Source organism: Nocardioides sp. ChNu-99, from assembly GCF_029493445.1.
Lineage (GTDB): Bacteria > Actinomycetota > Actinomycetes > Propionibacteriales > Nocardioidaceae > Nocardioides.
Genome location: NZ_JAHWBL010000043.1, coordinates 15,169 through 28,408 on the forward strand (window position 1 = coordinate 15,169; position 13,240 = coordinate 28,408).

Annotated in this window: 10 protein-coding genes and 1 pseudogene; all 11 read left to right on the top strand. The window is 76.7% G+C overall.

Translation table 11 applies throughout. The features are described 5' to 3' along the window. The first annotated feature begins 1 nt into the window (after position 1). Positions 2-2,884, top strand: a complete 2,883-nt coding sequence (locus KK617_RS13725) for a DUF4135 domain-containing protein (RefSeq protein ID WP_277500641.1) — start codon at positions 2-4, stop codon at positions 2,882-2,884. Next, the gene (locus tag KK617_RS13730; protein ID WP_277500650.1) at positions 2,884-3,846 is read left to right on the top strand and encodes an LLM class flavin-dependent oxidoreductase; all 963 of its coding nucleotides are present in this window, start codon (positions 2,884-2,886) and stop codon (positions 3,844-3,846) included. The genes KK617_RS13725 and KK617_RS13730 overlap by 1 nt, the downstream gene beginning before the upstream one ends. Beyond that, positions 3,843-4,832, top strand: a complete 990-nt coding sequence (locus KK617_RS13735) for an ATP-binding cassette domain-containing protein (protein ID WP_277500642.1) — start codon at positions 3,843-3,845, stop codon at positions 4,830-4,832. Before KK617_RS13730 ends, KK617_RS13735 begins: the two co-directional genes overlap by 4 nt. After that, positions 4,829-5,686: a hypothetical protein gene (locus KK617_RS13740; protein WP_277500643.1), complete on the top strand. Its 858-nt coding sequence runs from the start codon at positions 4,829-4,831 to the stop codon at positions 5,684-5,686. Before KK617_RS13735 ends, KK617_RS13740 begins: the two co-directional genes overlap by 4 nt. 88 nt (positions 5,687-5,774) lie before the next feature. Beyond that, positions 5,775-7,169, top strand: a complete 1,395-nt coding sequence (locus KK617_RS13745; RefSeq protein ID WP_277500644.1) for a M20/M25/M40 family metallo-hydrolase — start codon at positions 5,775-5,777, stop codon at positions 7,167-7,169. Then, positions 7,166-8,680 carry an MFS transporter gene (locus tag KK617_RS13750; protein ID WP_277500645.1) on the top strand — a complete coding sequence of 505 codons (1,515 nt, stop codon included), beginning with the start codon at positions 7,166-7,168 and terminating at the stop codon, positions 8,678-8,680. Before KK617_RS13745 ends, KK617_RS13750 begins: the two co-directional genes overlap by 4 nt. A gap of 139 nt (positions 8,681-8,819) precedes the next feature. Beyond that, positions 8,820-9,410 carry a DUF1992 domain-containing protein gene (locus KK617_RS13755; protein ID WP_277500646.1) on the top strand — a complete coding sequence of 197 codons (591 nt, stop codon included), beginning with the start codon at positions 8,820-8,822 and terminating at the stop codon, positions 9,408-9,410. 145 nt (positions 9,411-9,555) lie between these two features. Further along, positions 9,556-10,647 carry a hypothetical protein gene (locus tag KK617_RS13760; RefSeq protein ID WP_277500647.1) on the top strand — a complete coding sequence of 364 codons (1,092 nt, stop codon included), beginning with the start codon at positions 9,556-9,558 and terminating at the stop codon, positions 10,645-10,647. A gap of 117 nt (positions 10,648-10,764) precedes the next feature. Continuing rightward, positions 10,765-11,871: a CoA ester lyase gene (locus KK617_RS13765; RefSeq protein WP_277500648.1), complete on the top strand. Its 1,107-nt coding sequence runs from the start codon at positions 10,765-10,767 to the stop codon at positions 11,869-11,871. Between the two features lie 3 nt (positions 11,872-11,874). Beyond that, the gene (locus KK617_RS13770; protein WP_277500649.1) at positions 11,875-12,762 is read left to right on the top strand and encodes a CoA ester lyase; all 888 of its coding nucleotides are present in this window, start codon (positions 11,875-11,877) and stop codon (positions 12,760-12,762) included. A 154-nt stretch (positions 12,763-12,916) separates the two neighbouring features. Continuing rightward, positions 12,917-13,240, top strand: a pseudogene (locus tag KK617_RS13775) (hypothetical protein); the annotation flags it as partial.

The window sequence follows — 13,240 nt, forward strand, 5'->3', positions numbered from 1 at the left end:
TATGGACACGATCACCGAGACCGTCGTCGACGTCCTCGCCCCGGTGCTGCACCGCGAGCTCGCCGCGTCCTCCTCCACCGACGGCACCGACGGCACCGGCCCGCGGGGCGAGCGGGCCGGCGTACCGGACGCGGTGGTGCACGACGCGGCCCGCGCCCTGCTGCTGGCCCGGGTCGCCAGCCTGGTCAGCCGCGTGACGGTGGTCGAGTTCCACGCCTTCCGCGAGGCCCGCGGCTGGCCCGCGGACCCTGCCTCGACCCGCGCCATGGAGGCCTGGACCGCCGGCTTCGACGCGGCCGAGGTCGCGGGCTGGTTCGAGCGCTACCCGGCGCTCGCCACGCTGCTCGACCGGGTCGCGGCGAACACGGGCCGCGCGGTGGCCGAGGCGGCCGACCGGGTGGTGGCCGACCGCGACGCGCTCGTCGCCGCCGGCATGCTCCCGGCCGACGCCGGCCCGCTCGTGCGGCTCGCCCACCTCGACTCCGACCCCCACCGCGGCGGCCGGATGGTGATGGGCCTGACGTTCGCCTCCGGGGCGCGGCTCGTCTACAAGCCGCGGACCCTGGCGGGCGACGCGGCGCTGCGCGCGTGCCTGCGCCTGATCTCCCGCGACCTGCCCCACGACCTCACCGCCTGCGTCCCGGCGGCGCTCGACCGCGGCACGCACGGGTGGCAGGAGCACGTCGTACCCGCCCCGGCGGCCGACCACCGCGACGCCGACACCTACTACTGGCGCTTCGGGGCGCTCGCTGCGCTGCTCGGCCCCATCGGCGCCACCGACCTGCACGAGGAGAACGTGATGGCCGTGCGCGACCGGCCCGTCCTCGTGGACCTCGAGACGGTGCTGCACGCGGAGCGCTCGACGGGCTCGCTCGACGTGGCCGACGGTCTCGGCGACCGGGTGCGGCGCTCGGTCGCAGGGACCCTGATGTTCCCGCAGCGCATGCCGACGGGGCCCTACTCCGTCGTGCTCGGCGGCGTCGGCATCCCCTACGACCAGGAGTCGTCGCGCACCGAGTTCGTCGTCGAGGACGGCGGCACCGACGGGGTCGACATCGCGCGGCGCACCTACACGTTCCTGCGCCGTCAGCACGTGCTCGCCTTCGCGGACGGCCGGGTCAGCAGCGTGCTCGACCACTACGCGGCGCTGCAGGACGGGTTCACCGCCGGCTACCGCAGCGTGGTCGCGCACCGCCGGGAGATCCTCGGCCACCTCACCGCACGGCCGTTCACGCTGCGCCAGATCGTGCGGCCCACCGGCACCTACGCGCGCCTGCTCAACGCCGCCACCCACCCCGACCTGCTGCGCGACCCCGCCGAGCTCGACCGGTTCCTCGCCCGCCTCCAGCCGCCGCTGGGCCTCAAGCTGCCCCACGTCGCGCGCTTCATCGCCGAGGTCGAGCGCGCCTCGCTGGCCGAGGGCGACATCCCCTACTTCACCGTCGACAGCGACGACTACCGGCTGCTGGGCGAGGACGCACGCTCCGTGCCCTTCACCGACCACACGCCCGCCGACTGGGCGTGGCTGGGCCTGCGGGACATGAGCGAGGACGACCTGCTCTTCGAGCGCCTCCTCGTCGAGGACGGGATGTCGGAGATGCGCCGTCTGCGCGCCCGGGCCGCCGAGGCCGAGGGGGCCGACACCGCTGGCGCGCCCCGCGACACGCTGCCGGTCGACGTGGCGCCCCTGGTGTCCGGACCGGGCGCGGCGGGCGGCATCGACTGGCGGCCGGTGCGCGCGCTGCTGCGCCGCGCGGCCGTGCGCACCCCCGGCGTGGACGGCGCCCAGCGCGGCTGGGTGACGGGCCTGCACGCCGACTCGCTGCCCACCTACGACATCGGCTCGGCCGTCGCGCTGCACGACGCCGGCGGCATCGGGGTGTTCCTGGATCGCGCGGCGCGGGCGGAGGGCCCCCTGGACACGACCGACGAGCTCGGGGAGGTGCGCCGCGGCCAGGCCGCGCTGGTGCGCCGCTACCGCGAGTCGCTCGAGCAGCTGCCGCTCTCGGTGATCTCCGGGCGGGCCTCGCTGGCGTACGGCGCGCAGCTGACCGCCCCGGGCGCCGCGGGTGTGCTGCCCCTCGTCGAGGCCGCGCTCGGCCTCGACGGCCGCGGCGGACTGGACGCCGAGCGCCTCGCAGCCGACGACCTGACCCGTGGGCTCCCCGGTGCCGGACTCGTGCTCGCCGGCGACCCGGCGATGCCGCTCGCCACGCTGGAGCGGGCGCTGGCCGCGACGGCGCGGCACGGCGTACCCGACCGTGCGGAGCACGACCTGGCCCACGGCACGCTCGGCGTGCTGTGGGCGCGCGCCGCGATGGCGCGCCGCCTCGGCGACGAGCGGGAGCTGCGGCGAGCGGTCGACGGCGTGCTCGCCGTCGCCGCGGTCGACCCGCCGCGCTCCGCCCGCGGCTGGTGCAGCGGCGCCGCCGCCCTCGCGCTCGTGCTGGCCGAGACGGTCGACGAGCACCAGGACGTCACCCGCCTGCGCCACCTCGCCGAGCGCGCCGCGGCCCCGCTGGTCGCCTCCGCCGGGCCGGTCGACCTCAGCGTCTGCCACGGCGCGGCGGGGGTCGTGCAGGTGCTCCTCCACGTGGCGCAGCGCCTCGACGCCTCCTGGGCCCTCGACCTGGCCGACGCGTGCTGGCGCTCGAGCGCCCACCACGCCGCGGAGCACGGGTTCTTCACCGGTGACCGGGCCAAGACGGCGGTGCTGGGCTACTTCCACGGCTGGGCGGGCATCGCCGACACCGCGCTGCTGCTCGAGCTCGCCCGGCGCGGCGAGCGGCCGTGGGTGCCCGCGGCGCTGCAGGTCGCGCCGTACCTGGTCGTCGACGAGCCGCGCCCGGCGCGTCCGGTCGCGACCCGCGAGGGGAGCCGGTGATGGACCGCGTCTCGGTGATGCTCGGCGCCCAGCTCGACGGGCTCGGCCCGCTGGCGCAGGCCGCGACGCTGGCGGAGGAGCGCGACGTGCGCCTCTGGCTCGGCCAGTCGTTCCAGCTCGACTCCCACGACGCGCTCACGGCGCTCGCCGGGCGCGGCCACCACGTGCGGGCCGGGCTGGCCGTCGCGGTCGCACCGCTGCGCACCCCGTTCGACGCCGCGCTGCGGGCCCGGGGCGTGGCGGCGCTGAGCGAGCGGCCGTTCTCCGTCGCCTACGGCATCGGTACGGCGAGCGCCGCCGCCGCCCTGCGCGGCGGCCCGCTCGAGCGTCCGGGCAGCTGGGTGCGCGACTACGCCCGCGAGGTGCGGGCGCTGCTCGACGGCGACGCCGCAGCGACGGGGATGGCGCCGTACCCGCTGGCGAGCCCGCCGGTCGAGGTCGGGCTCGGCGTGCTGCGCCCGCGGATGGCCCGGCTGGCGGGGCAGGTGGCGGACTTCGCGGTGACGTGGCTGGCGCCGACGGCGTACCTCGCCGACACCGTGCTCCCCGGCCTCGAGCAGGGGGCCGCGGAGGCCGGCCGCCGGCGCCCGCGGCTCGTGTCGGTGGTGCAGGCGGCGGTCGCCCGCCCCGGCCGCGTGGCTCCCCGCCTGGCGGCGATCGCGTGCAGCACCCACCTCGGACTGCCGCACTACCAGGCGATGCTGCGCTCCGCCGGCGTGCCGATCGAGGGACACCCCGCGCGCGACCTGCGCGCCGCCGTCGGCCACGGGCTCTTCACCTACGGCTCGCCGGCCGACGTCGCCGAGGTCGTCGCGGAGCACCGCCGCCTCGGCGTGGACGAGGTCGTCGTCAACGTGGGTGCCGTCGCCGTCGAGCACGGCGCCGCCGCGGCGGTCGCCGACCTCGCCGAGGTGCTCGACGCCTGCGGCGCGGAGGCGTCGTCGGGGAGGGACGTGGCGTGAGCTCCCCCGGCCCGGCACCCGGCCCGGCACCCGTCCTGGAGCTGCGGGGCGTCGCGCAGCACTACCCCGGCCGTGTCGCGCTCGACGGCGTCGACGCCACCGTCGCGCCGGGGACGCTGCTGGGGCTGCTGGGCCCGAACGGCTCGGGCAAGACGACGCTGCTGCGCGTGCTCCTCGGGCTCGAGCGGCCCACCGCCGGCGCCGCGCTGGTCGGCGGCCGCCCGCTCGCCCGCGTCGCGCGGCCCGCCGAGGTCGTCGGTGCGCTGCTCGACTGCGGCTGGTTCCACCCCCGCCGCTCCGGGCGCGACCACCTGCGGTGGATGGCCCGCGCCGCGGGCCTGCCCCGGGCGCGCGTCGAGGAGGTGCTCGACACCGTCGGTCTCGCCGACGCCGCGGGCGAGGCGGTCGAGCGCTACTCGCTCGGCATGCGCCAGCGGCTCGGCCTCGCGGGCGCGCTGCTGGGCGACCCGCCCGTGCTCGTCCTCGACGAGCCGTTCAACGGGCTCGACCACGCGGCCACCCGCTGGCTGGCGGAGCTGGCCGCCGCGCGTGTCGCGGCCGGCGGCACCGTCGTCCTCTCCTCCCACCAGCTCGCCGAGCTCGAGCCCCTCGTCGACCGCGTGCTCGTGCTCGGCCGCGGACGCGCGCTCTTCGACGGGCCCGTCGCCGAGCTGGTGGCCGGCACGACGACCGCCGTCGCCGTCCGCCTCCTCGACCCCGTGCGGGACGAGGAGGCCGCCCGGCGCGCCCTGCACATCGCCGGGCTGCGCCCCGAGGTGGGGCCCGACGGCAGCTGGCTGCTGCCGGGCGCCGGGCTCGACGCGGTCGCGACGGCGCTGGCGGGCGCCGGCGTACCCGTGCGGGGCATCGAGGAGCGGGGCGGTGGGTTGGGCGCGGCGTACGCCGACCTCGTCCGCGGCGCCACGCTGCCCGGCACCCCCGCCGTCCACCCACCCACCCCCACGAGCGCCGGGAGCGAGCGATGACGGCGACCTGGACCCCGCGACCGGCGCCGAGCCCGGGCCGCGTGCTGCGCGACCACCTCGCGGCCGAGCTCCTGAAGGCGACCTCGACCCGGCTGCTGACCCGCGGCGTCGGCCTCGCCCTGGCGCTCCCGCCCGTCCTGGCCGCGCTGCTCGGCGCGGCGATGGGCTCGCGGGAGAGCTTCTGCGCGACGCCCGGCAACGAGTGCCGGAACACGCTCGCGCTGCCCGACGAGACGGTGGCGACGATCGGGGTGCTCGGCGACGGCGTGCCGGGGGCCGGCCTCGCCGTGCTGACGGTGCTGGCCGCCGTGCTGCTGCTCGCCGAGGTGCGCACGAACACGCTGAGCACCGCGTTCCTCGTGACCCCGCGGCGGCTGCCCGTCGTCCTCGCGAAGATCGCGCTGGTCGTGCTCGTCGTGGTGCCGACGACGTTCGTCGCGACGCTGGCCTCGGGGGTGGTCTTCGACGTCGTCGCGGGGCCCGCCGCCGCCCGTGTCGAGCCGCTGTCGGCCGCCGCGATCGGCGTCGCGGCCCGCACCACCTCCGTCGTCCTCGCGTTCTCGCTCATGGCGCTGGGCGTCGCGGCCCTCACCCGCCACGCGGGCGTGACCCTCGGCCTCGTCGTCGCGTGGCCCGCGTTCGTCGAGCCGCTCGTGCCCGCGGTGCTGCCGCACGGGGAGCACCTGGCGCGGTTCGGGCCGTTCGCGAACGCGCTGGAGGTCGTCGGCACCGGCAGCGGGGTGGTGCCGTGGGGCGCCGGCGTCAGCGCGGCGTACGTCGGGGTGGTCGCCGTCGTGCTGCTCGGTGCGGGCGTCGTGCGGCTGCTGCGCGTCGACCTGGCGCGCACGACCTGACGCCCCCGCCCGCCCGGCCCCCGCCGGTCCGGGCGAACCCGCCCGCGTGGCCCGTGCGGGCGCTACGGTGCCGCGCAGGGAGGGCACCATGACGCAGGACGCGCAGCAGGCGCACGCAGGACCAGCACCATCCGCACGACCCGAGGACGACCCGGCGGTCGCGGCGCTGCGCGCGCTCGTGCGCGTCCCCACGGTCTCGCGGCGCGCCCCCGACACCGTCGAGCCGGGCGTGTTCGCGCGGCTGCACGACGAGCTGGCGACGCACTTCCCGCTGCTCCACGAGCACCTCGAGCTCGTGCGGGTGGGCGGTGACGCGCTGCTGTTCCGCTGGCGGGGCACCGGCGGGGGCCCGGCCGTCGTGCTGATGGCCCACCTCGACGTGGTCCCCGTCGACGGCGAGGCGCCGTGGACCCACCCGGCGTTCGACGCCGTGGTCGCCGACTCCCCGGAGGGCCGGGCGGTCTGGGGCCGCGGCACGCTGGACGACAAGGGCAGCGTCGTCGGCGTCTGCGCCGCGGTCGAGCGGCTGCTGGCCGAGGGCTTCACGCCGGCCCGCGACGTCTGGCTGTCGTTCGGCAGCGACGAGGAGGTCTCGGGCACGACGGCCCAGGCCGCCGTCGACCACCTGCGCGACGCCGGCGTCGCACCCTGGTTCGTGCTCGACGAGGGCGGGGCGGTGGCGGGCGGCGCGTTCCCCGGCGTCACGACCCCGATGGCCGTCGTCGGGGTGAGCGAGAAGGGCACGACCCTGTTCGAGGTGCGCGCCACCGGCCGGGGCGGGCACTCCTCCACGCCGGCGCGCAACGGGCCGACCGCCCGCGTCGCCCGGGCCGTCCTGGCCATCGACCGGGCGCCGATGCCGGCACGCCTGCCCGCCCCGGCGATCGAGCTGTTCCGCCGCCTGGCCCCGCACGCCCCGGCGCCCCTGCGGGTCGCGCTCGCCGCGGCGGGCGGGCGGCTGACGCCCCTGCTCACCCGCGTCCTCGCGGCCGCCGGCCCCGAGGCCGCCGCGCTGACGCGCACGACGCTGGCGACCACGATGCTGTCCGGCTCGCCCGCGCCCAACGTGATCGCGTCGACCGCCACGGCCGTCGTCAACGCCCGCATCCTCGTCGGCGACACCGTGGCGAGCGTGCACGAGCACCTGCGCCGCGTCGTGGGCGACCACGCCGAGGTGAGCGTGCTGGAGCCGGGCGAGCCGAGCCCGGTGTCGCCGTACGCGGACGACCCGGCCTTCGCCCTCCTCGAGACGACGACGGCGGAGGTGTTCCCCGAGGCCGTGCCCACGCCGTACGTGATGATGGCGGCCACCGACTCGCGGCACTTCACCGCGATCTGCGAGCGCGTCTACCGCTTCGCGCCGTTCCCGATGAGCAAGGCGCAGCGCGAGGCCATCCACTCCTACGACGAGCGCCTCACCGTCGAGGGGCTGTTGCGGGGCGTCGACTGGTACGCCGCCCTCCTGCGCGGGCTGCCCGCGTGAGCGCCGCGCGCCCGGGGGCCCGGGCGGGAGCCCCGAGCGGCACCTCGCCCCTCGTGCCTGGCCTGTGGGCGATCGTCGGCTTCCTCGTCGCCGTCGAGCTGGCCAGCGGGGTGCTGCAGGGCTACTACACGCCGATCTTCTCCGACATCGCCGACCACCTCGGGATCCCCGAGGGCGACGTCAACTGGTTCGAGGCCGCGCAGCTGATGGTCTCCGCTCTCGCGGTGCCGCTGCTGGCGCGGCTCGGCGACCTGTGGGGCCACCGCAACGTGCTGCTCGTCTCGACGGCCGTCACGGCGCTGGGCTCGTGGATGCTGGCGTTCTCGCCGGGTTTCTGGACGTTCCTGGTGGGCTGGGCGCTGCAGGGCGCGTACGTCGTGTGGCTGCCCGTCGAGGTCGCGATCATCCACCGGCGCACCTCCGCAACGCGCGAGCAGGACCGGCTGACCCGGCGCGCCGCCGCGGTGCTCGTGGCGGCGCTCGAGGCGGGCGTCATCGTGGGCGCGCTGACGAGCGGTGCGCTGGTCGAGGCCACGTCGATGCCGGTGCTCCTGGCCCTGCCCGCCGTCGCCGTGACGCTCTGCTTCGTCGTCATCTGGTTCGGCATCGAGCGCGACCCGGGCGTCGCGACCGGCGGCTACGACTTCCGCGGGCTGGGCCTGCTCACCGTCGTGCTCGGCCTGGTGATGGCCGGTCTCGTCGTGGTGCGCCTCGAGGGCGTCGGCTCACCCTGGCCGTGGCTGCTGCTGCTCGCGGGCGCCGCGTTCCTGGGGCTCCTGGTGCGCGTCGAGGCGGCCACCCCGGAGCCGCTGGTGGACGTGCGGCTGCTGGCGACGCCCGGCCAGTGGCCGGTGCAGCTGACCGCGTTCCTGTTCGGCATGAGCGTGCTCGGCGCGCAGATCCCGCTGTCGACCTTCGCGCGCGCCGACCCCGAGGAGGTCGGCTACGGCCTCGGGGTGGACGCGGCCACCGTCTCGACCTTCGTCGGGGTGTACGTCGTGACGATGCTCGTCGGCGCGCTCCTGCTGCCCCTCGCCACGCGGCTGCTCGGCCCCCGCGGGGCGATGGTCGGCGGGCTGCTGCTGGTGGCGCTGGGCTACGGGCTGTTCCTGCCGCTGCACGGCTCGGTGACCGAGATGCTCACCAACCTCGGCATCGCCGGGCTCGGCTCGGGCCTGCTCGTCGCCGCCCTGCCCGCGGCGGCCGCCGCCGCGGCGCCGCCCGACCGCACGGGGTTCGCGACCGGCATGACGAACGCGACGAAGACCGTCGGCGGGGCCATCGCCTCGGCCGTCTTCGCGATCGCCCTGACCGCGACGGGCTCGCTGGACGAGCCGGGCGTGGGCGCGGCGCCCCTGTCGGGCTACCTCACGGTCTGGGGCCTGTGCTCGGGGAGCGCGCTGCTCGCGGCGCTGGCCCTGCTCGCCGTACCCCGGGCGGGAGCGCCGACCGCGTCGACCGCGTCGGCCGTGACGCACACCACGGCCGCTGCACAGGCCCCGCACAGGTAGAGCCCCCACCATGGGTACGGCGGCCCCGCACCCCCGAGCGCCGGCCGCCGCAGCGCCCTCCGGACCCGTCCCCCGCGTGGCCCGGAGGGCGCCTCACTCCTCCGGGTGGTTCGTACGCTGGTCGGCGGGGGTGATGACCGTGCCCGACGAACCCGATCCGACCGAGCGGCCCGACGCGACCACGCGTCCCGGCCCGGGCGACCGCTTCCGCGAGGACGAGCGCGACGAGCGCACCGGCCGGAGTGCGGCCGCCGAGCGGATCCGCCACCAGACGCAGTGGGTGGAGCTGCAGCTGCAACGCGCCCGCGACCGGGGCGACTTCGACGACCTGCCGGGCTACGGCAAGCCGATCGCCGACCTCGGCGTCGAGCACGACCCGGACTGGTGGGTGAAGCGGCTCGTCGAGCGCGAGCAGATCACCGGCGTGCTGCCGCCGGCGCTGGCGCTGCGCAAGGAGGACGCCGAGCTCGAGGCCCGCCTCGACCGGTTCGTCACCGAGAAGGAGGTGCGCCGCGAGCTCGTCGACTTCAACGACCGGGTCCGCCGCGCGCTCTACGGCAACCCCGGCGGACCGCCGGTGCTGACGCAGCGGCGCGACGTCGAGGCCGAGGTCGCCGCCTGGCGCGAGCGCCTCGCCGCCCGCCGAGCGGCCGCCGCCGAGCGCGCCGCCGCCGTCCAGGCGGACCGGCGCGAGCAGCAGCGGCGCCGCTGGTTCCGCCGTACCGGCTGAGGGGGTCGCGGTAGGAGCGGTGAGTGCGCAGGTTCAGCCGTCTGGCCCCTCGCCGACTGAACCTGCGCACTCTGCGTGAACCCGCGTCCTCCACAACCCGGGGCGCGGGTGCGTGGGCCCGGCCCAGCGCGGGCAGGGCACGGCGGTGGACGAGATCGGGTGGACCGCACGCCGCGAGGGCCCCGTCGTGTGGACGCAGCCGCAGCGGTTGTGGCGACCCGACGGTCAGGCACGGAAGCCCCCCGCGGACCGTGTTCCCCGATCGGTGGCGTACGGGCCGGCGTGGCGCGCCCTCGGTGGCGGCTGGTTCGTGCCGCGATCGGCCGACCCGACCGTCGAGCAGCGGATCCTCGAGGTGGCCACGGTCGCCGGCGCGGTCACCACGGGCTCGGCCGCCCTCACGGGCTGGGCAGCGCTGCGGCTGCACGGTGCCCTCTACTTCGGGGACGACCCGGCCCCGGGCCGCCCGGTGGAGGTCGTCGACCCCACCCGGCAGCTGCGTGCCACGTCCGGTCGACGTCCCAGCCGGGCGGCCCTCCCTGCGGGCGACGTCGCCGTCGTCGCCGGTGTCCGCTGCACACGGCCTGAACGGGCGCTCGTCGACGAGCTGCGCCACCTCCCCGACCCGGTCGAGCGCGTCGTCGCCGTCGACATGGCGTTCGCAGCGCACCTGACCTCCGTGCACCGGCTGCGCCGGTGGTCCCGGTCCGCCCTCGGCGTGACCGCGGTGCGTCGCCTCGAGGAACTGCTCGACCTCTGCGACGAGCGAGTGCTGTCCCCACCCGAGTCCCGGCTGCGGTCCCGATGGAGGGCGGCGGGCCACCCCCGGCCGCTGTGCAACGCCCGCGTCCACGACGACGCCGGCGCCTTCGTCGGGGTGCCCGACCTCCTCGACGTCGAGGCGGGCCTCGCGATCGAGTACGACGGAGCCGTCCACCGCTCGCGGGCCCGGCACCGCGCCGACACCCACCGGCGCGAGCGGTTCGAGGCAGCCGGGCTCGCGGTGCTCGTCGTCGTCGCCGGGGACCTCGACGACCCGGGGCTCGACCGCCGCCTGACCGCCGCTCGGTCTCGGGCCTTGGCGTCCACGGCGCCTCGACGGTGGGAGGCGGACCCTCCCTGGGGGCCGGCCCGGTTCACGCTCGACGAGCGCATCGAGCATCGCGAGTCCACGACGAGGCCGCGGCGGCCGCCGGCTGAGTGCGCAGATTCAGTCCCCGGAGGGCCCGACGACTGAACCTGCGCACTCTTCCGCCGCCACCCGCTGTCCGCCGGCCCGCGCGCACCACCCCGACGTGACGACGGCCACGCCCCCGCTCCTACCGCCCGGTAGTCGCTGCTACGTTCCCGTTCCATGCGCAGCGCCAAGGACTTCTTCGCCCCGCTCGCGGTCGGCGCCCCGGCCCCGGTCCGTGAGATCCCGGCCCGGCCGAGCCGGGCCATCCACTTCTTCGACCCGGGCAACCCCAAGATGGCGGCCAAGGTGCCCGACATGGTCGGGAAGGTCGACGTGCTCCTCGGCAACCTCGAGGACGCCATCAAGGCGGACAGCAAGGTCGCCGCCCGCGAGGGCCTGGTGCGGATCGGCCAGGAGACCGAGGGCCTCGGCGGCCCCGGCGCCTCCACCCAGCTGTGGACGCGCATCAACGCGCTCGACAGCCCGTGGGTGCTCGACGACCTGCTGACGCTCGTGCCGGCGATCGGGCACAAGCTCGACGTCATCATGGTGCCGAAGGTGCAGGGCGCCGAGGACATCCAGTACGTCGACCGCCTGCTCGCCCAGCTCGAGGCCAAGGCCGGGCTCGAGCGCCCGATCCTCGTGCACGCCATCCTCGAGACGGCCCGCGGCGTCGCGAACGTCGAGGAGATCTGCGGCGCCAGCCCGCGCATGCAGGGCCTCTCGTTGGGCCCCGCCGACCTGGCGGCCGACCGCCGCATGAAGACCACGCGCGTCGGTGGCGGCCACCCCGGCTACCTCGTGCGCCAGGACCCGCCGCGCGGCGAGGACGGCGCGGCGCAGGTCGACGCCCAGCGCACGACGTACCAGCAGGACCTGTGGCACTACACGATCGCGCGGATGGTCGACGCGTGCGCGATGCACGGCATCTACCCCTACTACGGCCCGTTCGGCGACATCGCCGACGTCGTGGCGTGCGAGGACCAGTTCCGCAACGCGTTCCTGCTCGGCTGTGTCGGCACGTGGAGCCTGCACCCCAAGCAGATCGCCATCGCCAACCGCGTCTTCAGCCCGAGCGTGGAGGACATCGCCCACGCCCGCCGCGTCGTCGCCGCGATGGGTGACGGCACCGGCGCGGTCATGCTCGACGGCAAGATGGAGGACGACGCCTCCCTCAAGCAGTGCCTCGTGCTCGTCGAGCTGGCCGAGCAGCTGGCCGCCATCGACCCCGAGCTGAAGCAGCAGTACGACGCGATCGACGCCCCGACCGGTCAGGAGGCCTGAGCCATGAGCGAGACCACCCCGCAGTTCACGCCGCTCCGCTCCATCCTCTACATGCCGAGCTCGAACGAGCGCGCGCTGGAGAAGGCCAAGAGCATCGCCTGCGACGGGCTCATCCTCGACCTCGAGGACGCGGTGGCCCCCGACGCCAAGCCCGCGGCCCGCGAGGCGGCGGCCGCCGCGGTCGGCAGCGGCGAGTACGGCCGCCGTACCGTCACCATCCGCGTCAACGGCCTCGGCACCCAGTGGCACGACGACGACATGGTCGCCGCCGCCCAGGCCGGGCCCGCGGGCGTCGTGGTGCCGAAGGTCAACAGCGCCGAGGAGGTCAAGCAGCTCGTCGCCGCGCTGGAGAAGGCCGGCGCCCCCGACCACACCCGCCTGTGGGCGATGGTCGAGACGCCCGAGGCCATCTTCGGCGTGCGCGAGCTCGCTGCCGCCGACGATCGCCTCGCGGTGCTCGTCATGGGCACGAACGACCTGGTCAAGGAGCTGTACGCCGAGCACGTCCCGGGCCGTGCGCCGCTCCTGACCTCCCTGTCGTGGTCGGTGCTGGCGGCGCGCGCGGCGGGCGTCGCGATCCTCGACGGCGTCTACAACGACGTGAAGGACACCGACGGGTTCCTCGCGGAGTGCACCCAGGGCGCCCAGATGGGCTTCGACGGCAAGACCCTCATCCACCCCGGCCAGGTCGCGGGCGCCAACGAGACCTTCGCGCCCAGCGCGAGGGCCGTCGAGGACGCCCGCGGCGTGCTCGAGGCCTGGGAGGCCGGGAAGGGCTCCGGCGTCGTGACCTACAACGGCAAGATGGTCGAGAACCTCCACGTGGAGTCGGCCGAGCGGGTGCTCTCGATCCACGAGGCCATCACCGCGCTGGGCGGCGACGAGGGCTGAGGCCCGGGACCGGGTCCCCGGTCCCGAGCGCCACGACGGCGCCTCCCCGCCGCTCCGCAGGGGTCGGCAGGGAGGCGCCGTCGGCGTAACCTGGCCCGTCCCCGCGCGTTCCACCGAGGAGACCGGCCACCGCGCGCCGGCCCGGAGACGAGGTATGTCCACCACACCGCCCGACGACGGCAGCGAGTCGACCCCCACCGGCCACGACTTCCAGCGCGCCCTCATCGGCCTCTTCCGCGGCGAGGAGGAGCCGGCGTCGCCGGCGCCCGCCCCCACCGACGACGACGCCCCGGACCTCTACCCCGACGTGCCCGCCGGCCCGGCCGCCACCCCCGCCGATGCGCCGAGCGATCCCCCGACCGCTCCCCTCGTCGCCGCGACCGCCGCCGCGCTCGCGGCACGCGGGGTGACCGGGGCCCCCGGACCCGCGGGCGCCGCGCCTCCCGCCGTACCCGCAACCCCGGCGGTCGCCGCCCCG